This window comes from Micromonospora sp. RV43 (genome assembly GCF_001029515.1).
Classification (GTDB): domain Bacteria; phylum Actinomycetota; class Actinomycetes; order Mycobacteriales; family Micromonosporaceae; genus Micromonospora; species Micromonospora aurantiaca.
The window spans coordinates 15,781-35,124 of record NZ_LEKG01000112.1 but is presented as its reverse complement, the minus strand read 5'-3'; the positions used below and the strand labels follow the sequence as shown (position 1 = coordinate 35,124).

At 73.8% G+C, this 19,344-nt stretch carries 17 protein-coding genes and 3 pseudogenes; all 20 read right to left on the bottom strand.

Annotated features, from left to right (window positions below):
• Positions 1–138: 138 nt before the first annotated feature.
• A complete protein-coding gene (locus tag ABD52_RS24270; protein WP_047893353.1) occupies positions 139–984 on the bottom strand; it encodes a hypothetical protein in 846 nt (281 codons plus the stop codon).
• Position 985: 1 nt separating this feature from the next.
• Positions 986–1,930: an RluA family pseudouridine synthase gene (locus ABD52_RS24265; protein ID WP_013475793.1), complete on the bottom strand. Its 945-nt coding sequence runs from the start codon at positions 1,928–1,930 to the stop codon at positions 986–988.
• Positions 1,927–2,529, bottom strand: a complete 603-nt coding sequence (lspA, locus tag ABD52_RS24260) for a signal peptidase II (RefSeq protein ID WP_013287590.1) — start codon at positions 2,527–2,529, stop codon at positions 1,927–1,929. The genes ABD52_RS24265 and lspA overlap by 4 nt, the downstream gene beginning before the upstream one ends.
• Before the next feature lie 66 nt (positions 2,530–2,595).
• Entirely contained in the window at positions 2,596–3,015 is a 420-nt protein-coding gene (locus tag ABD52_RS24255; protein WP_013287591.1) for a TraR/DksA C4-type zinc finger protein, read from the bottom strand.
• Positions 3,016–3,239: 224 nt separating this feature from the next.
• The gene (locus ABD52_RS24250; protein WP_047893352.1) at positions 3,240–4,745 is read right to left on the bottom strand and encodes a potassium/proton antiporter; all 1,506 of its coding nucleotides are present in this window, start codon (positions 4,743–4,745) and stop codon (positions 3,240–3,242) included.
• Between the two features lie 22 nt (positions 4,746–4,767).
• Complete coding sequence (locus ABD52_RS24245) at positions 4,768–5,073, bottom strand: DUF167 domain-containing protein (protein WP_047893351.1); 306 nt, start codon at positions 5,071–5,073, stop codon at positions 4,768–4,770.
• A 2-nt stretch (positions 5,074–5,075) separates the two neighbouring features.
• Positions 5,076–5,276: pseudogene (locus ABD52_RS41005) on the bottom strand (hypothetical protein); the annotation flags it as partial.
• Between the two features lie 330 nt (positions 5,277–5,606).
• Positions 5,607–5,912: pseudogene (locus ABD52_RS41725) on the bottom strand (hypothetical protein); the annotation flags it as partial.
• A gap of 72 nt (positions 5,913–5,984) precedes the next feature.
• On the bottom strand, positions 5,985–6,788 hold the full coding sequence (locus tag ABD52_RS24235) for a DivIVA domain-containing protein (protein WP_013287595.1): 804 nt from the start codon (positions 6,786–6,788) through the stop codon (positions 5,985–5,987).
• Between the two features lie 41 nt (positions 6,789–6,829).
• A complete protein-coding gene (locus ABD52_RS24230) occupies positions 6,830–7,135 on the bottom strand; it encodes a YggT family protein (RefSeq protein ID WP_013287596.1) in 306 nt (101 codons plus the stop codon).
• Positions 7,136–7,163: 28 nt separating this feature from the next.
• Positions 7,164–7,865 (bottom strand): cell division protein SepF, encoded by a 702-nt coding sequence (locus ABD52_RS24225; RefSeq protein ID WP_013287597.1) that lies wholly within the window; start codon positions 7,863–7,865, stop codon positions 7,164–7,166.
• A gap of 193 nt (positions 7,866–8,058) precedes the next feature.
• Positions 8,059–8,805, bottom strand: coding sequence for a YggS family pyridoxal phosphate-dependent enzyme (locus tag ABD52_RS24220; protein ID WP_013475790.1), 747 nt, complete (start codon positions 8,803–8,805; stop codon positions 8,059–8,061).
• Positions 8,806–8,814: 9 nt separating this feature from the next.
• Entirely contained in the window at positions 8,815–9,930 is a 1,116-nt protein-coding gene (gene ftsZ, locus ABD52_RS24215) for a cell division protein FtsZ (RefSeq protein ID WP_013287599.1), read from the bottom strand.
• 246 nt (positions 9,931–10,176) lie between these two features.
• A pseudogene (locus ABD52_RS24210) lies at positions 10,177–10,879 on the bottom strand (cell division protein FtsQ/DivIB); the annotation flags it as partial.
• Between the two features lie 76 nt (positions 10,880–10,955).
• Entirely contained in the window at positions 10,956–12,437 is a 1,482-nt protein-coding gene (murC, locus tag ABD52_RS24205; protein ID WP_030271922.1) for a UDP-N-acetylmuramate--L-alanine ligase, read from the bottom strand.
• A gap of 31 nt (positions 12,438–12,468) precedes the next feature.
• Complete coding sequence (murG, locus tag ABD52_RS24200; RefSeq protein ID WP_013475787.1) at positions 12,469–13,575, bottom strand: undecaprenyldiphospho-muramoylpentapeptide beta-N-acetylglucosaminyltransferase; 1,107 nt, start codon at positions 13,573–13,575, stop codon at positions 12,469–12,471.
• Positions 13,575–14,990, bottom strand: a complete 1,416-nt coding sequence (locus ABD52_RS24195; RefSeq protein ID WP_225319555.1) for an FtsW/RodA/SpoVE family cell cycle protein — start codon at positions 14,988–14,990, stop codon at positions 13,575–13,577. Before ABD52_RS24195 ends, murG begins: the two co-directional genes overlap by 1 nt.
• 239 nt (positions 14,991–15,229) lie before the next feature.
• On the bottom strand, positions 15,230–16,357 hold the full coding sequence (gene mraY / locus ABD52_RS24190; protein ID WP_047893347.1) for a phospho-N-acetylmuramoyl-pentapeptide-transferase: 1,128 nt from the start codon (positions 16,355–16,357) through the stop codon (positions 15,230–15,232).
• Positions 16,354–17,763 carry a UDP-N-acetylmuramoyl-tripeptide--D-alanyl-D-alanine ligase gene (gene murF / locus ABD52_RS24185; protein WP_047893346.1) on the bottom strand — a complete coding sequence of 470 codons (1,410 nt, stop codon included), beginning with the start codon at positions 17,761–17,763 and terminating at the stop codon, positions 16,354–16,356. Before murF ends, mraY begins: the two co-directional genes overlap by 4 nt.
• A complete protein-coding gene (locus tag ABD52_RS24180; protein ID WP_200905232.1) occupies positions 17,760–19,322 on the bottom strand; it encodes a UDP-N-acetylmuramoyl-L-alanyl-D-glutamate--2,6-diaminopimelate ligase in 1,563 nt (520 codons plus the stop codon). The genes murF and ABD52_RS24180 overlap by 4 nt, the downstream gene beginning before the upstream one ends.
• Between the last annotated feature and the right edge of the window lie 22 nt (positions 19,323–19,344).

The window sequence follows — 19,344 nt, the reverse complement described above, 5'->3', positions numbered from 1 at the left end:
GAGGTGGGCATGGGCGAGCTGGCCGACAACGCGGTCACGCTGATCTCCTGCCCCACGCCGGGGCGTACCTCGTTGCAGGACGACCTGGAACGGCACTTCGCCACCCGGACCCGGGCGGTCGCCGTGTGCCCCGATGTCTCAGGAGGTGGGAGCGGGATTGGGCGCCCCGGAGCCGGCGACGGACCCGGGGGCGGTGGGTGAAGGTCCGCTCACCGTCCGTGCGGCTTCCGACGAATCACCCATTCCGCCTGCCTCGGCCGGCCCGGTGTCGGCCGGCGGCCGGACCACGTCACGCTGCTCGGGAAGCGGCGGGGTGAACACGGTCCGGTCCAGACGTGTCACCTCCGGCGCCGGGTCCACCACCCGCACGCCCGGACGACCGGCCAGCCCGCGCAGGGCGTCCGGCGGGGCACTGACGACCGCGGCGTAGACGCAGGCGCAGCCCGTCCGGTACGCCTCCGCCTCGCGGGCGGCGACCTCGGCGCCGCTGTCGTACACCCGGCGCAGTTCCGGATCGGCGGTGGCGGCGGCGCGGGACCGGTAGTCCGCGGTCTCCCGGTCCTTGCGCGTCGCGACGCCGGCCATCCCGGCCACCACGTCCCGGGGCAGGGTCAGCGCCGCGAGCCGGACGATCTCGGTCTGCCGGCCGGGCAGCGGCACCCGTGCCACCACCGCCGAGACCCGCGTGCCGTCCAGCGCGGCGGCCGCCCGCGCCGGGGTCAGGTAACCGTCGAACGAGACGAGCGCGTAGCCGTCGGGCGCGTCGAGGCGGGCCAGTTCGTCCCCGGCGGCGCGCAGGTACGCCGGGATGCTCGCGCCGTCGATCACACCGACCCGGGTCACCTCGCCCACAGTACGGTCGCTCACCGGGCGGTCCCGCCGCTGTGCCACCGCCACCACCAGCACCACCAGCGCGCAGGCCAGCGCGAGCCAGGTCAGCGCGGCGGACCGGGACCGGCGGGGCCGCGCGGCGTCGTCACTCACGTCAGTCGCGCAGGATCTCCAGCGCCCGGGCCAGGTCGTCCGGGTACTCGCTGACGAACGTCACCTCGTCGCCGGTGCCCGGGTGCGCGAAGCTCAGCGAGCGGGCGTGCAGCCACTGCCGGGACAGCCCGAGCCGGGCCGACAGCGTCGGGTCCGCGCCGTAGGTCAGGTCGCCCACGCAGGGGTGCCGCATGCTGGAGAAGTGCACCCTGATCTGGTGCGTACGCCCGGTCTCCAGCCGCACGTCGAGCAGGCTGGCGGCGGGGAACGCCTCGAGCGTGTCGTAGTGCGTGATGCTCGGCTTGCCGCCGGAGACCACGGCCCAGCGGTAGTCGTGGTGCGGGTGCCTGTCGATCGGCGCGTCGATGGTGCCGCGCAGCGGATCCGGGTGACCCTGCACCACGGCGTGGTAGCGCTTCTCCACCTCGCGGTACTTGAACGCCCGCTTCAGCGCGGTGTACGCGCGCTCGCTCTTGGCCACCGCCATGATCCCGGTGGTGCCCACGTCGAGCCGGTGCACCACACCCTGCCGCTCCGCGGCGCCGCTCGTGGAGATCCGGTGGCCGATGCCGGCCAGCCCGCCGATCACTGTGGGGCCGGTCCAGCCCGGGCTCGGGTGCGCCGCCACCCCGACCGGCTTGTCGACCACCACGATGTCGTCGTCGGCGTACACCACTGTCAGGCCGGGCACGGCCTGCGGCACCACGGCGGGCGGCGCGGCCGGCGCGGGCAGCGTGACCTCCAGCCACGAACCCGCCTTGACCTTGTACGAGTTGGGCCGGGCCACGCCGTCGACGAGCGCGTCGCCCGCGTCGATCAGGCCGGCGGCGGCGGTACGGGAGAGCCCGAGCAGGCGGGACACGGCCTGGTCCAGGCGCATGCCGTCGAGGCCGTCCGGCACGGGCAGGGAACGGGTGTCGCCGTCGGCGGCGAACGCGGAGGTCACGCGCTCTCCCGCTGCTCGGCCGGGGCGGCGTCGTCGCGCTTCTCGTCGCGCAGCCGGGAGCCGTCGCGCTGCCGGCCGGTCAGCTCCAGGAAGACCGCGAGCACCACGCCGCACACCAGTGAGCTGTCGGCCAGGTTGAACACCGGCCAGACCTGGCCGTACGGGTCGAAGAGGCTGATCATGTCGACCACGTGGCCGACGAAGTGCCCTGGAGCGCGGAAGATCCGGTCGATCAGGTTGCCGAGCGCGCCGCCCAGCACCAGGCCCAGCGACACCGCCCACGGCAGCGAGCGCAGCCGCAGCGCCATCCAGGCGATCCACCCGATCACCACGAACGTGATGATCGGGAAGATCCAGGTGTGGTCGGAGCCGATGCTCCAGGCCGCGCCGCTGTTGCGGGTCAGGCTGAGGTAGACCGCGCCGCCGAGCAGCGACACCGGCTCCCGGCCGGTCAGCTCGGCCAACGCGAGCTGCTTCGTGCCGAGGTCCGCCAGCAGCGAGAACAGGGACACGCCGAGCAGCAGGCCGACGGCCTTACGGCGGGGCGCGCCGGCGCCCGTCTCGGTGGTGCCGGACCCGGCGGGCGGTGCTGCGGTCATCTGCTCCCCATCGACGCTTGCGACGGCGTGGTCACCGTCTGCCGTACGGCCGCCGGGGAGCGGTGATCAGCGCCGCTCCGCCAGCTGCTTGCACGTCACGCAGAGGGTGGCCGACGGGAACGCGGCGAGCCGCTCCACCGGGATCGGGTTGCCGCACCGCTCGCACCAGCCGTAGCCACCCTCGTCGAGGCGCTCCAGCGCGCGCTCGACCTGCGTGATCCGTTCCTTGATGCTGTTGGCGAGAGAGATCTCCTGCTCCCGCTCGAACGTCTTGGTGCCGGTGTCGGCCTGGTCGTCCCCGGCCGAGTCGGTCAGCCGGTCGCGCTGCAGCTCGGTGATCTCGCTCAGCGTCTGATCGTACTCGGCGTTGAGCTCGTCCCGCCGTGCCGCCAGGGCGGCCCGGATCTTCTCGGTCTCCGCCGCGCTGCGGGTGGCCTTCGCCACCGGCTTGCGACCGGCGGTCCTGGTGTCGGCTGGCTTCGCCATCGTCAGCTCCCTCAGCCGCGTGGCGCGGCGGTCAGCGGTGCGTGGGCGGGACGCCATCGTCGGCGTCGTCCGCGTACGGAAGGGTGCACGGCGAGCGGGCCCGCCGTGCACTCCGGAGGTTGGCAAGAATACGGAACGTACAGGCGTCCGACAACGTGCCGCACCGTCGTCCCACGTATCCGCCCCGGACTGCCATCAATCGGGGCAAAAGGAACGGTAGCAGATCAGCGGGCCGGCTCCTCGCCGTACTCCCCGAACCACCTCGCCAGCCGGCCCCGGCGGCTCACCGCCCGCAGCCGCCGCTCGGTCTCGTCCCGTACGCCCGCGGTGGCGACGATGAGCAGGCTGTCCCCGACCTTGAGCCGGGTGTCGGCGCCCGGCACGAAACCGGCACCGTCGCGCAGCACGAGCGTCACCGCCGCGCCGACCGGCAGCCGCAGCTCGTCCACGTGCACCCCGGCCAGCCGCGACCCGGCCGGCACCTCCATCTGGAGCAGGTCGGCGCGCATCCGTTCCAGCGGGGCGGTCTCCAGCAGGATCTCGCTCGCCTCGGCCGGCGCGGTCACCCCCAGCCGGCGGGCCGCCGGCGCCAGCGTCCCGGCCTGGAGCAACGTGAAGATCACCACCAGGACGAAGACGGCGTCGAACAGGCGGGCCGCGCCCGGCACGTGCAGCGACAGCGGGATGGTCGCCAGCACGACCGGCACCGCGCCGCGCAGCCCGGCCCAGGACAGGAACAGCTGCTCGCGCAGGTTCACCCGGAACGGCAGCGCGGAGACCGCCACCGACAGCGGCCGGGCGAGCAGCAGCAGGGCCAGCCCGGTGATCACGGCCGGCAGCACCGCCGCGTCCAGCCGGCTCGGCGAGACCAGCAGGCCGAGCAGCACGAACAGGCCGATCTGGGCCAGCCAGGCCAGCCCGTCGGCGAAACCGAGGATGGCCTGGCGGTGCGGCAGCCGCGAGTTGCCGAGCAGCACGCCCGCGACGTACACGGCGAGGAAGCCCGAGGCGTGCAGCACCGAGCCGGCCGCGTACGCCAGCACGGTGAAGCCGACCACCGCGATCGGGTACAGGCCGGCCGACGGCAGCGCGGCCCGGCGCAGCGCGTACCGGCCGGCCAGGCCCGCGCCGACACCGACCGCCGCGCCGGCGCTCAGCTCGTAGCCGAGCAGCAGCACCTCGTACCACCAGGGGTGGGCGGCCTCGACCCCGGCGCGGGACAGCAGCAGCACCAGCAGCACGACCGGGGCGTCGTTCACCCCGGACTCGGCCTCCAGCGCGGCCACCAGCCGGGGCGGCAGGCGCATCCGGCGCAGCGTGGCGAACACGGCCGCCGCGTCGGTGGAGGAGAGCACCGCGCCGTAGAGCAGCGACAGCCGCCAGTCCAGGCCGAGCAGCAGGTGCACCACCACGCCGACGACCACGATGCTGACCACGACGCCGACCGTGGACAGCGCCGCGGCCAGGCCCAGCACCGGCCGCAGCGTGCTCCACCGCGCGGTCAGCCCGCCCTCCGCGATGATCACGATGAGCGCGCAGAAGCCGAGCACCCGGGTCAGTTCGACGTCGTCGAACCGGATGCCCAGGCCGGCCTCGCCGAGCAGCACGCCCAGCGCCAGGTAGACCAGCAGGCTCGGTACGCCGAGCCGGGTGGAGAACCGCACCGCGCCCACCGCGACCAGCAGCACGGCAGCGCCCACGAGCAGCGCGACGTCGAGCCCCGGGGTCATCGCCGGCCGGCCGGACCGGACCTCACGCCGTGCTGCCGTCGCGCAGCCGGCGCAGCACCTCGGGCAGCCCGTCGTGCGGGCGCTCGACCAGGAACAGCTTGTCCCGGCTGGCCGCGCCGGACCGCAGCGACACGGTCGCCGGCCGGATGCCGAGCGCGTCGGCGAGCGCGCGCCGGGCCGCCTCGGTGGCGCGGCCGTCCACCGCGGGCGCGTGCACCGCGACGACGAGCGCCGGACCGTACGGCCCGTCGAACCGCCCGCCCACCCGGGCGCGGGCCGCCCCGGGATTCACCCGCACCGCGACGGTGAGTGTGTCCGCGATCGTCATGGTCAGCGCGGCCGGGCCTCGGTGAGCAGGGTGGTGGCGGCGGCGCAGTGCGCGCACGGGGTGAAGCCCAGCGCGACCGCCTCGGCGACCGGCAGCGGTTCGTCCTCCCGGCCCACCAGGTGCGGGCAGCCGGGCAGGTGGAAGCGGGGATGGCCGTCGACCACCAGGACCTCGTCGGGCAGCCGGACCAGCCGGGCGACCTCACCGGTGGAGAGGAACTCGGCCGGCGGGTCGCCGTCGAACGCCTCGCCCGGTGCGGGCGAGGTGGGCCGTGCGGTCTCCGGCACGCGCGGGCCGGGCGGCGAGTAGGGCACCGCGTCCGCGACCACCGGATCCGGCGCCGCGTACGGCCCGGCAGCGGGCTCGGTGCCGGACGCCGACGTGTACGGCCCGGCAGCGGGCTCGCTGTCGGACGCCGACGTGTACGGCCCGGCAGCGGGCTCGCTGTCGGACGCCGACGTGTACGGCCCGGCGTCGAACGGCTCGGCCGGCGGTGAGTACGCGGCCGGCGGCGGGGCGTCGTCCGGCTCGGTCACCGGCGACCCGGGCGGTTGCCGCCACCCGGATCCGCCGGCGCCGAACGTGGACGTGTGGTGCGGGGCCGGGATCACCGGCTCGTCCGGGGACGGGACGGTGTGCGCGGTCCGCAGTCGCGGCCCGGTCTCCCGGCCGGCCGTGGCCCGCGCCGCGGCGGCCTGGCGGGCGAACGCGACGAAGGCGACGGCGGACAGCAGGCTGGCCGCGATCGAGACGATGAGCAGGAGGCTGGATCCGCCGGCGAGGCCGGCGATCAGCAGCACGACCGCGACGAGGATGAGCAGGATGCTGGCGGCTACCACGGCTCACCCCCGGCCGCGTCGTGTCGGTCTGGGCGGTCGGTGGCCGTCACGGGGACGGCCACCGACGCGGGATCAGCGGCCGGACTCGAGCGAGCCCGCGCGGCCACCGCCGTAGGAGCCGGCGAGACCGGCCGCGGCGAGACCGTTGCTGCCGGCGGCACGGGTGCCCTCGGCGCGGTTCATCTCCACCTCGAGGCCCTGGCCGCGACCGTCGAGGTCACGCAGCTGGCTCTCCAGGTACGCCTTGAGGCGGGTGCGGTACTCGCGCTCGAACTGCTTGAGCTCCTCGATGTGCTTCTGCAGCGCGGTGCGCTTGGCGTCCAGGCCGCCCATGGCCTCCTGGTGCCGCTGGCGGGCGTCCCGCTCCAGGGCGTCGGCCTTGGCGCGCGCCTCCCGGGTGACCTCCTCGGCCTTCGAACGGGCCTCGGAGAGCAGCTGGTCGGCCTCGCGACGGGCGTCGGAGACGTGGTCGTCGGCGGTGCGCTGGGCCATCATGAGCACCCGCAGCGCCTGCTGCTCGCCGTCACCGGTCACGCCGGCCGGGCCGCCCTGCGTGCGCACCTGCTCCAGCTCGGCCTGCATCGCGCGGGCCGCCTGCTCGGCGGCCGCCTTGTCGCGCTGCACCCGGTCGAGCTGGGCCTTGACGTCGTTGAGCTCCGCCGCGAGGCGGGCGTCACCGCCGGGGCCGGCGGGAGCGCCACCCCGACCGCCGCGCTCCACCTGGGCGCGCAGCTCGTTGTTCTCCTCGATCAGACGGGCCAGCTCGCGCTCGACCTCGTCCAGGAAGGCGTCGACCTCCTCCTCGTCATACCCCCGCTTGCCGATCGGCGGCTTTTTGAAGGCGACGTTGTGAACGTCGGCCGGGGTCAGCGGCATCGAAACTCCTCGGGTCAGTTGCGGCCGCGAAAGCGCTCTGGTCAGGCAAACGCGAAGATCAGGCGCCTAAACACGAACTCCATCAGCACGAACAGGATAACCAGGAGCACAAGGGAGGCCAGGTCGATGCTCACGGTACCAATTCGCAGTGGCGGGATCACACGCCTCAACGCTCGCAGGGGCGGATCAGTGACGCTCCACACGACTTCCAGTCCCGCCGACGCTCCCCGCCCCGGTTGCCAGCGGCGACCATAGGCCAGCACCGCCCCGAGAACAAATCGCGCCAAAAGGACAATTAGGAAGATGTACAGCAGCAGGTAGAGCACCTGGAACAGGATCGACAACACGGCAGGCGACGTCCCTCGGTCGTGCGGCTCAGCTCAGGCTGAAGAAGCCGCCCTCAGCGATCTTGGCCTTGTCCTCCGCGGTGACCTGGACGTTGGCCGGTGAGAGCAGGAACACCCGGTTGGTCACGCGCTCGATCGTACCGCGCAGACCGAACGCGAGCCCGGCGGCGAAGTCGACGAGCCGGCGGGCGTCCGCCTCGTCCATCTCGGTGAGATTGATGATCACCGGTACGCCGTCGCGGAAGTGCTCGCCGATCGTCCGCGCCTCGCGGTACGTGGTCGGGTGCAGCGTGGTGATCTGGTAGCGCTGCTCGTCCTCCGGCGCCACGCGCTCCCGCTCCCGCGGCTGGGCCTGCGGCGCGAGCGCGAGGTTGTCCCGGGTGTGGTAGGTCAGCGCGCCCGAGGTGTCACCGGCGGAGGACCGGGTGATCGACCGGACGCTGGACCGCTCGGCCCGCTCCGGGCGCTCGGCCTCGGCCCGGTCGGCGTCGACCGCGCGGCTGGAGGCGCGCTCGGACAGCCGGCCCCGGTCGCCGAGCCGGCTCCGCGTCGTCGGCGGCTCCTCGGCCTCGTCGTCGTCCTCGTCGGCGAACTCCTCGGCGTACCGGCTCGACCGGTAGCGCGACGATTCCCGGTAGCCACCCTTGTCGTAGCCACCGTCCTCGTACGCCCGCTCGTCGTCCTCCTCGACGAGACCGAGCCAGACCCCCGCCTTGCGCAGTGCACCCATCCCCGCGCCCTTCCGTCCGCCGTGCGGCACGCGCCCCCGTGCCGTGTCGCTTGATCACGAGTGGACGATCATGCCCACCGGACCGGATCGGCAATCCCCTGACGCGCGGTTCGCGGTCCGCCCGTCACGGCCCCCGGCTACGGGAACGCCGTCCTGAACAACACTGATGTAATTTGCTTCCGTCGTGGTGAGGCTACCGCAGCGCAGGGCGCATTCCGAGCAACGCGCTGCCGACACGGACATGTGTCGCGCCGTGCCCGATCGCGCTCTCCAGGTCTCCGCTCATGCCCGCCGACAGCACAGTCGCGTCCGGATGATCGGCCCGCAGTGCCGCCGCCACCTCGGCCAGCCGGGCGAACGCCCGGTCCGGCTCCCAGCCCAGCGGCGCCACCGCCATCAGGCCCGCCAGCCGCAGACCGTCGGCGCCGGCCACCGCCGCGGCCACCGGGTCGAGCCCTCGCTGCGGATCGGCCGCGCCCGGCAGCGCCCCGCCCCGGGCCGGGTCGCCGTCGATGCTCACCTGCACCAGCACGTCCAGCGGCCGGTCCCGGACCGCGCCGGCCGCGGCGTCCAGCGCGGCAGCCAGCCGGACGCTGTCCACCGACTGGACCACGTCGGCGTACCGGACCACCGAGCGGGCCTTGTTGCGCTGCAACTGGCCGATGAAGTGCCAGCGCGGCGCGGCCCCGGCGGCGGCCACCGCCTCCGCCTTCGGCGCCGCCTCCTGGTCGCGGTTCTCCCCGACGTCGCTCACGCCGAGCCCGGCCAGCGCGACCACGTCCGCCGCCGGGTACGTCTTGGTCACCGCGACCAGTGTGACCTCGTCGCGCTGCCGCCCGGCCGCCGCGCAGGCGTCGGCGATGCGGGCCCGGACCCGGGCCAGGCCGACCGCGAGTTCGGCACGCCGCTCGGGCCGCACCGCCGTCTGTGACTCCGTCATCGGCGCGGCTCAGGACCCGTTCTTCAGGAAGTCGGGCACGTCGACGTCGTCGAAGAGCACCCGGCGCGACGGCTGCTGCGGCGCCGGCATGGTGGCCGGCGGGCTCACCGGCGCGTTCGGCTGGGCCGGCGGGTTCTGGTTGCTCTTGCGCGGCGCTTCCACCGCCTTGTACGCCGGCGTGCCCCCGTCGAAGCCCGCCGCGATCACGGTGACCCGCACCTCGTCGCCGAGCGCGTCGTCGATGACCGCACCGAAGATGATGTTCGCGTCCGGGTGGGCCGCGTCGGTGACCAGCTGCGCCGCATCGTTGATCTCGAACAGGCCGAGGTCCGATCCGCCGGCGATGGAGAGCAGCACGCCGCGCGCGCCGTCCATGCTCTGCTCGAGCAGCGGGCTGGAGATCGCCGCCTCGGCCGCCTCGACGGCGCGGTTCTCGCCCCGCGCGCTGCCGATGCCCATGAGCGCGCTTCCGGCGCCGCTCATCACGCTCTTCACGTCGGCGAAGTCCAGGTTGATCAGACCCGGCGTCGTGATCAGGTCGGTGATGCCCTGGACACCGGAGAGGAGCACCTGGTCGGCGGTGCGGAACGCGTCCATCATGGAGATGTTGCGGTCGCCGAGCGCGAGCAGCCGGTCGTTCGGGATCACGATGAGCGTGTCGCACTGGTTGCGCAGTTCCTCGATGCCCGCCTCGGCCTGGACCTGCCGGCGCTTGCCCTCGAACGAGAACGGCCGGGTGACCACACCGATGGTGAGCGCACCGAGCTTGCGGGCGATGTTCGCCACGACCGGCGCGCCGCCGGTGCCGGTGCCGCCGCCCTCGCCGCAGGTCACGAACACCATGTCGGCGCCCTTGAGGACCTCCTCGATCTCGTCGCGGTGGTCCTCGGCGGCGTTCTTGCCGACGTCCGGGTTGGCGCCCGCGCCCAGTCCCCGGGTCAGCTCCCGGCCCACGTCGAGCTTGACGTCGGCGTCGCTCATCAGCAACGCCTGCGCGTCGGTGTTGATCGCGATGAACTCGACGCCCTTGAGCCCAACCTCGATCATCCGGTTGACGGCGTTGACGCCGCCGCCCCCGATGCCGACGACCTTGATGACCGCCAGGTAGTTGTGCGGAGGTGTCATCTCCGGTCCTTTCCCTTCGAGATTGGCATGGGCCGACCCCACACGGCTTGGCCGGATCAGCGGTCGAGCACGCCCCCGTGGCCTGCGACGGCTGAACTCTCACCCTCTACTAGAGGCTTAGAGTTATGTCAACCACTGATCTCTTCGGGGCAACGTATGCGCCGCCGCGCCAGGAGCCAAGGACCTGTTCCGGCGTGTCGCCGACCGAGCGACAGGGGACACAGCGCGGGCTCGCTGAGCCACGGGTCACTCGAACGTGACCACGTCCGGCGCGCTGACGTCGATCCGGTCCGCCTTGCGGCTCAGCAACGAGGTGGCCACTGTCGACTTGTCGGTGCCGCGGGAGGCGTCGCCCCAGAAGACCTGACGCTCGCCGCGCAGCAGCAGCGTGATCCGGGCCAGGCCGGCCACATCCACCGCGACCAGCTCCGCGCGCAGCTTCTCCCCCAGCGCGGCGAGCACCGCCAGCCCGGCCCGCGTACCCGGGTCGTCGGGGCCGGGCCGGGCGACCCGGACCTGCGGCAACCCGTCCGGCGCCCGGTCCAGTCGCTGGAAGACCACACCCGAGCCGTCGACGACCACGAAGCCGTCGCCCTGCGGCACAGCCGCCACCGCGGTGCGCTCCTGCACCCGGATCACCAGCGTGTCCGGCCACTGGCGCTCCACAGTGGCGCGGGCCACCGGCGGCAGCGTGCCGACCTTGCGCGCGGTCGCGTCCAGGTCCACCCGGGCCAGCGGCTCGTTGTCCGGCACCGCCGCGGCGTCGCGGATCTGCACCGGGGTGACCAGTTGCGCGCCGACCACCCGCACCTCGCGTACGCCGAACAGGCCGGTGCCCAGCACCGTCCACGCGACCAGGCCCGCGACGGCGAGCACCGCCGCGGCGACCGCCCAGGGCAGCGCGGCCCGCATCCGCCGTTGCCGGGCCCGGGCCATGAACCGGCGGGTCNGCCAGCGCCGGGCCGGGCTGCGCCGCCCCGCCCCGCCGTCCGGTCCGGGGGTACGGCCGCGGGCCGGACCGGGACTCATCCGGCGGGGGTCGCCGCGCCGTCCGGGTCGACGCCGGCGCCGAGCCCCGTGCCCCCTGCGGAGCGGGCGAGCAGGGCGTCGAGCAACTGGTCACCCATCAGCGAGATCGGCGGCGCGCCCATCGTCACCACCACGTCGCCGGTCCGCGCCCGCCGGGCCACCTCGCCCGGCACGTCGTCCCACGCCTCGACGAACACCTTGCGCTCGGCCGGCAGCGGCACCTCCTGGATCAGCGCGGCCGAACCCTCGCCGGGACGGCGCGTCTCGCCGGGGCCGAAGACCTCCAGCAGCACCACCTCGTCGGCGATGCCGAGCGCGGCGGCGATCTCCGCCTGGTTGTCGCGGGTGCGGTAGAGCCGGTACGGCTGGAACACCACGATCAGCCGGCCGTCGCCGGCCACCTCGCGCAGCGTCTGCAACGCCAGCGTCATCGAGGTCGGGTGGTAGGCGTACTCGTCGTAGACCAGCACACCGTCCGCCGCGCCCTTGCGCTCGAAGCGGCGCCGCACGCCGGGGAACGCGCCGAGCGCGGCCTCCGCCGCGGCCACCGGCAGGTCCAGCAGGTACGCGGCGAGCACCGCGGCGGCGCTGTTGAGCGCCATGTGCCGGCCCGGTACGGGCAGCCGGATCTCACCCAGCGGCCGGCCCTCGACCTCGGCCTGGTAGCGCACCCCGTGCGCGGACGAGACGACCTCGCTCATCCGCAGGTCCGCGTCGGCGGACTCGCCGTACGTCCAGACCCGGCGGCCCTCGGCGCGCAGCGTCTCGGCCAGCCGGCGCCCGCCCGCGTCGTCGGCGCAGGTGATCACGAAGCCGGCCGGGTCGGTGAGCCGGGCGAACTCGGCGAACGCCGCCTCCAGCGTGGCCAGGTCGCCGTAGGTGTTGAGGTGGTCCGCCTCGATGTTCGTGATGATCGACACGAACGGGCGGTAGATGAGGAAGGAGCGGTCGCTCTCGTCCGCCTCGACCACGAAGTGCTCGCCGGTGCCGTGGTGCGCGCCGGAACCCACCTCGGAGATCTCGCCGCCGATCACGAACGACGGGTCGGTGCCGGCCTGCTGGAGCACCATGGTGACCATCGACGTGGTGGACGTCTTGCCGTGGGTGCCGGCCACCGCCACCGTGCGGCGCCCGGTCATCGCGGCGGCGAGCGCCTCGGAGCGGTGCAGCACCCGCAGGCCCCGGCGACGCGCCTCGACCATCTCCAGGTGGTCCTGCGGGATGGCGGAGGAGTAGACCACCGTGTCCACCCCGTCGAGGTTCGACGCCTCGTGGCTGGAGTGGATGGTGCCGCCGAGCGCCCGCAGGCCGGCCAGCGACGGCCACTCCCGCAGCTCGCTGCCGGAGACCGGCAGACCCCGGGTGAGGAAGAGCCGGGCCAGCCCGGCCATCCCGACCCCGCCCACCCCGATCAGGTGGATCCGGCCCAGGTCCTCCGCCGTCATGGTGCCGGCGGGCGTGAACTGCGCGGTGTTCATCAGACGTACCTTCCCGTCGCGGTTCCGCACATCAGCGGGCCACCGCCTCGTAGACGAAGTTCAGCAACGCCACGTCGCCGTCGCGGCGGCCGTACCCTGCTGCGGCGGCGCCCATCGCGTACAGCCGCTGCGGGTCGCGGATCAGCGGGATCACCGTCCGCTCCAGCCACGCCGGGGTCATCTCGGCGTCGTCGACCAGCAGACCGCCGCCCGCCTCCACCACCGGCAGCGCGTTGCGCTTCTGCTCCTGGTTGCTGTGCGGGTAGGGCACGTAGATGGTGGGCAGGCCGATCGCGGCCACCTCGGCGCAGGTCATCGCGCCGCCCCGGGCCAGCATCAGATCGGCGGCGGCGTAACCCAGCTCCATCTCGGACAGGTACGGCAGCGTGACGTACGGCACCGGCAGGTCGGTGGGCACGGACACCGGCTCGTTGCGGGCGCCGATGACGTGCAGCACCTGCACGCCGTTGCGGGCCAGTTCCTTGGCGGCGCCGGAGACGGCCAGGTTGATCGAGCGGGCGCCCTGCGAGCCGCCGGCGACGAACAGCACCGGCAGGTCGGGGCGGAGCCCGAAGTGGGCGCGCGCGGCGTCCCGCAGCGCGGCCCGGTCCAGCCCGGCGATGCCCCGGCGCAGCGGCACGCCGACCACCCGGGCGTCGCGCAGCGCCTCGGCCTGGGCCGGCTGGTGCGGGAAACCCACCGCGACGTTCTTGGTGAACTTCATCCCGAGCCGGTTCGCCACGCCCGGCGGCACGTTCACCTCGTGGATGACGATGGGCAGCTCCCGCCGCCACGCGGCCAGGTAACCGGGCACCGAGACGTACCCCCCGAAGCCGACCACGGCGTCGGCCTGGACCTCGTCGATCACCTTGCCCGCGGCGCGGGCCGCCTTCCACATCCGGTCCGGAGTGCGCACCAGGCTCATGTTCACCGACCGGGGAAGCTGGTACGCCGGGATCTGCCGCAGGTCGTAGCCGGCCGGCGGGATCAGCTCGTTCTCCAGCCCCTTCGGTGTGCCCAGACAGGTGATCCGGACGCTCGGGTCGTGTCGGCGCAGGCAGTCGGCGAAGGCGAGCAGCGGGTAGATGTGCCCGCCCGTACCCCCTCCGCAGAGCACCACCGAACGCAGCGGACCCATCAGCGTCTCCTCTCGCTCGCCGCGCCGGAGCGCGCCCGGTCGGACCGGGCGCCGCGGGGCACGGCCTGGTCGTCCTGCCGCCGCTGCCGGGACCGGGGCACGGACCCTCGGTCGGCCGGGGGCGGCGCCGGCTTGCGGCGCCGGCCGGGAAGCGGCGGCAACGGGGCCCACACTAGTCGGACCCATCGGGCGGACGGACGGGCATGCAGCGCTCGCGCCGCGTCCGGCTCGGCGCGGGCGAAGGAGGCGAGCATGCCGATCGCGGCGAGCGTCACCACCAGGGCGCTGCCGCCGTCGGAGATGAACGGCAGCGGCACGCCGGTCAGCGGCAGCAGCCCGGTCACGCCACCGATGTTGATGACGGCCTGGCCGACCAGCCAGGCGGTCACGCCGGCGGCGGCGAGGCGGCGGAACGGGTCCTCGACCCGGCGGGCGATGCGCATCCCGGTGTACGCGAGCACGGCGAACAGCACCAGGATCACCGTGCAGCCGACCACGCCCAACTCCTCCGCGATGATGGCGAAGATGAAGTCGTTGTGGGCCTCGGGCAGCCAGCCGTACTTGAAGCTGCTCTGGCCCAGGCCGACACCGAACCAGCCGCCGTTGCCGATCGCGTAGCGGGCCTGCACGAGCTGGTAGCAGTAGTCCAGCTCCTGCTCGAAGCAGGTCCGCGGGGAGGGCGGGTCGAGCCACATGGTGAGGCGGCCGAGCCGGTAGTTGTCGGCGCCCCGGGAGCCGGAGCCGGCACCGAGCGAGGCCGCGGCCACCAGCAGGCCGATGCCGGCCAGGCCGATCGCGGTCAGCGCGGCGAAGACCCGGCCCCGCACGCCGGCCGCCCAGAGCAGCCCGACCACGAGCGCCAGCAGGCAGAGCATGCTGCCCAGGTCGTTGAAGCCGACCAGCACGAACAGCAGGCCCACCACCGGGAACAGCGGCGTGGCCAGTTCCTTCCACCAGCCCAGCGCGGCGCCCTTGCGGGCCAGCACGTGCGCCGCCCACAGCACCAGCGCGAACTTCGCCACCTCGACCGGTTGCAGCGAGATCGGGCCGAGGGACAGCGAGAGGAGTTCGGCACGCAGCGGCCCGATCGACGTCACCCCGAACAGCGAGTTCAGCGCGACGAACAGGTTGAGCGTGAGCAGCAGCGCCACCGCCACGCCCAGCGCGGGGCGGCTCACCGCCCGGAACGTGCGCGCGGGCAGCCGCTGGCAGGCCCAGAACGCGCCGATGCCGATCACCGCGAAGACGGCCTGCTTGGTCAGCGACGCCGACGCGTCGCCGTCCATGACGTAGTCCCGCACGCTCGTCGCGGAGAAGACCATCGTCAGGCCGATCAGCAGCAGCAGGCCGGCGCTGGACAGCAGCAGGTAGTACGAGGCCAGCGGCCGGGCCAGCAGGCCGCGCAGCGCGGCCAGGCCACCCGCCGGGTCCCAGCGCGCCACGGGCGGCTCGGCCGGTGGCGTGGCCGCCGGCGCACGACGGGCCGGCGGGTCACTGGTCACCTGGATGTCTCGTCCCTCCCCCACAGGCCCATCATGGCCGCTCGCCCCGCCAGCCCGTGGCGCAACCGCCCGGTCGGCGTGTCGGATCTGAAGGAAGGGCCCCTTATTAACAGACGTCTGTTAATAAGGGGCCCTTCCTTACACCCGAGGCGTCAGCTGACCGCGGCGAGGAACTCGCTGTAGAACAGGCCCAGCGCGATGGCCACGCCGATACCGGCGATGATCCAGAACCGGACCACGATGTTGACCTCGCTCCAGCCCGCCAGCTCGAAGTGGTGCTGCAACGGCGACATCCGGAACACGCGCTTGCCGGTGGTACGGAAGGAGATGATCTGGATGACCACGGACATCGTGATGATCACGAAGAGGCCGCCCAGGATCGGCAGCAGCAGGATGGTGCGGGTGGACATCGCCATGCCGGCGATCAGGCCGCCCAGCCCGAGCGCGCCGGTGTCGCCCATGAAGATCCGCGCCGGTGACGTGTTCCACCACAGGAAGCCCACGCAGGCACCGGCCGCCGCGCCGGCGATCAGCGCGATCTCCAGCGGGTCGCGCACGGTGTAGCAGTACGACTCGGTGTAGTTCGGGTCGGCGCACCAGTGCCGGTACTGCCAGAACGCGATCAGCGCGTACGCCGCCAGCACCATCACCGAGGCGCCGGTGGCCAGGCCGTCGAGACCGTCGGTGAGGTTGACGCCGTTCGTGGCCGCCATGACCACCATGATGATGACGATCACCGCGCCGACCTTGCCGATCTCCAGCGCCGGGATGTCCCGGATGAAGCTCAGCGTGGTGCTGCCCACCGTCTCGGTGTTCGTCGCGTTGCCGCCGGCGTCGGTCATGCTCGACGGGAAGTAGACGGCCACCGCGCCGAACACGGCACCGACCAGGATCTGCCCGGCCAGCTTGCCCCGCTTGTTGAGGCCGCCGCTGTGCCGCTTGCGCACCTTCAGGAAGTCGTCGATGAAGCCGACCGCGCCGGAGAACACCATCAGCCCCAGCAGCACCAGCGCCGTGATGGTCGGCTCGACCTGGGCGATCTGCGCGTCCGGCAGCGTGGTCAGGGCCAGGTGCCCGGCGACGTACGCGATGACCGTGGCCAGGATGAAGACCACGCCGCCCATCGTCGGCGTGCCCTTCTTGCCCTCGTTGCTGGCGAGCCCGAGGTTCGATCGGATCGGCTGGCCGGCCTTCAGCCGGGCGAACACCTTGATCGCGATCGGCGTGCAGAACAGCGAGATCAGGAACGCGACCCCGATGGCGACGATGACCGCCCTCATGCGGCGCCGCCCTCCGTCGCACCCTCCCGGGCGTCCGCGCGCAGCGCGTCGGCCACCTCCCAGGTCCGGTACCGGGAGCCCTTCACCAGCACCACGTCTCCCGGACGCAGCTCGCTCCGCAGCACCTCGACGGCCGCCGCCTGATCGGTGAGCAGCACCGACTCTCCTCCCCAATTACCTACCGCTGTCGCGCCCTCGTGGATCGGCGCCGCCGGCTCGCCCACCACGAGCAGCCGGTCCACTCCCAGTTCGGCCGCGAGCCGGCCGACCTGCTGATGCCCCTCCCGTTCAAAGTCACCCAGCTCGGCCATGTAGCCGAGCACCGCGACGGTACGCCCGTCTCCGCGCATGCTGGCCAACGCCCGCAGCGCCACGCCGGTGGAGGCCGGGTTGGCGTTGTACGAGTCGTCGATCACGGTCACCCCGTCGGGGCGTTCGAAGACGTCCATCCGGCGGGTCGAGACCAGGCCCAGCTCGTTCAGCGCCGCCGCCAGCTCGGGCAGCGGCAGGCCCAGCTCCCGGCCGACCGCCGCGGCGGCGAGCGAGTTGGAGACCTGGTGCCGGCCGGTCAGCCCGAGCCGCACCGGCGCGCTGCCCTCCGGGGTGATGAGGGTGTACGAGGGCCGTCCCCGGCCGTCGAGCGTCACGTCCACGGCGCGCACGTCGGCCCGCTCCGACTCGCCGTAGCGCACCACCCGGGCCCGGGTACGCGACGCCATCGCGTCGACCCGCGGGTCGTCGGCGTTGAGCACCGCCAGCCCGTCTTCGGGCAGCGCCTCGACCAGCTCGCCCTTGGCGAGCGCGATGGTCTCCACCGAGCCGAACTCGCCCAGGTGCGCCACGCCGACGTTGAGCACCACGGAGATCCGCGGCGGCACCACGTCGCACAGGTAGCGGACGTGCCCGACCCCGCGGGCACCCTTCTCCATCACCAGGTAGCGGGTCTCCGGGGTGGCCTGCAACGCCGTGTACGGGTGCCCCAGCTCGTTGTTGAACGAGCCGGGCGGCGCCACCGTCGGGCCGAGCCGGACCGCGAGCTGGGCGATCAGGTCCTTGGTGGTGGTCTTGCCGGACGAGCCGGTCAGCCCGATCACCGTCAGCCCGGGCAGCCGGTCCACCACCGCGCGGGCCAGCCGGCCCATCGCGTCGAGCGCGTCGCCGACGAGCACCATCGGCACGCCCGGCACCTCCCGGGTGCCGAGCACCGCCACAGCGCCCGAGGAGATCGCGCCGGCCGCGTAGTCGTGGCCGTCGACGTGCTCGCCGGGGAAGGCCACGAACAGCCCGCCCTGGTTGACCTTGCGGGAGTCGAACTCGACGGTGCCGGTGACCCGGGCGTCCGGGTCGGCGCCGGCCAGCCGGCCGTCGACGGCGGTGGCCACCTCGGCCAGCGTCAGCGGGATCACCGCTGACCCACCACGTCGCCGAAGCGGGCGCGCAGCGCCGCCGCCAGCTCCACCCGGTCGTCGAACGGCAGCACCTCGCCGCCGATCTCCTGGCCGCGTTCCTGGCCCTTACCCAGCACCGCCACCACGTCACCCGGTTCGGCCACCCGGACCGCCTCCTCGATCGCCGCCCGCCGCCCGGGCACCTCGATGACGCGGGCCGGGGTCGCGGCGGCGTACGCGCCGGCCAGCACCTCGGCCCGGATCACGGCCGGGTCCTCGGTCCGCGGATTGTCGTCGGTCACCAGCACCACGTCGGCGCCGCGCGCGGCCACGCCGCCCATCACCGGCCGCTTGCCCCGGTCCCGGTCGCCACCGGCGCCCAGCACGCAGATCAGCCGGCCCTCGGTCAGGCCGCGCAGCGCGGTCAGGACCGCCTCGATCGCGTTGGCCTTGTGCGCGTAGTCGACCACCCCGCGTACCGGGGCGTCGCCGCTGACCAGTTCCAGCCGGCCGGGCACACCGCCGCAGGCGGCCACGCCGCGCGCCGCGGTCTCCGGGTCCACTCCGGCGGCGACCAGCAGGGCCACCGCCAGCAGCGCGTTCGCGACGTTGTGCCGGCCGGGCAGCGCCACGCCGGTGGGCAGCGCGAGCCCGTCCGGCCCGTGCAGCGTGAACCGCTGCGCGTAGCCCTCGCCGTCGATGCCCTCGGCCCACCAGGTGGCCTCCGGGTCGCCGGCCGCCGAGTAGGTGACCGTGCCCGGCTTGTACAGCGGGCGCAGCTCGGGGTCGTCGTGGTTGAGCACCTCGACCCGGCAGCGGCCGTCGAACAGCTTGGCCTTGGCCGCGAAGTAGTCCGCCTCGTCGGCGTGGAAGTCCAGGTGGTCGGAACCGAAGTTGGTGTAGCCGCCGACGTCGAACCGGACGCCGCCGACCCGGCCCATCGCCAGGGCGTGGCTGGACACCTCCATCACCACGGTGTCCACCCCGTGCTCGCGGGCCACCGCGAGCATGGCGTGCAGGTCGGTCGCCTCCGGGGTGGTCCGGACGCTGTCGATCACCAGGTCGCCGAGGCGGGTCTCCACGGTGCCGATCAGCCCGGTGACGTGCCCGGCGGCGCGCAGCCCCGACTCGACCAGGTAGCTGGTGGAGGTCTTGCCGGCGGTGCCGGTCACCCCGATCACCGTCAGTCCGGCGGTCGGGTCGCCGTAGACGGTCGCGGCCACCTCGCCGAGCGCGTCGCGCGGGTCGTCGACGACGAGCACGGGGAGGCCGGTCCCGGCGGCCAGCGCCACGCCGGCCGGGTCGGTCAGCAGGGCCACCGCGCCGGCCTCCGCGGCGGCGGCGGCGAACTCCGCGCCGTGACGCCGGGCACCGGGCAGGGCGGCGTACAGGTCGCCGGGGCGTACCTCCTGGCTGGCGTGGGTCACGCCGGTGACGGCCAGTTCGGCGGCCTCCTCCGGCGGGGTCGCCGCGACGCGGGCGGCGAGGTCGCCGAGCCGTACGGGACGCACGGTTGTGGGACGTGGATTGCCGGGCACGGCGTCAGACCCTACCCGGTCGTCCGGTTCCGACCGCACAGCCGCCCCGGTGGTTCGTCGC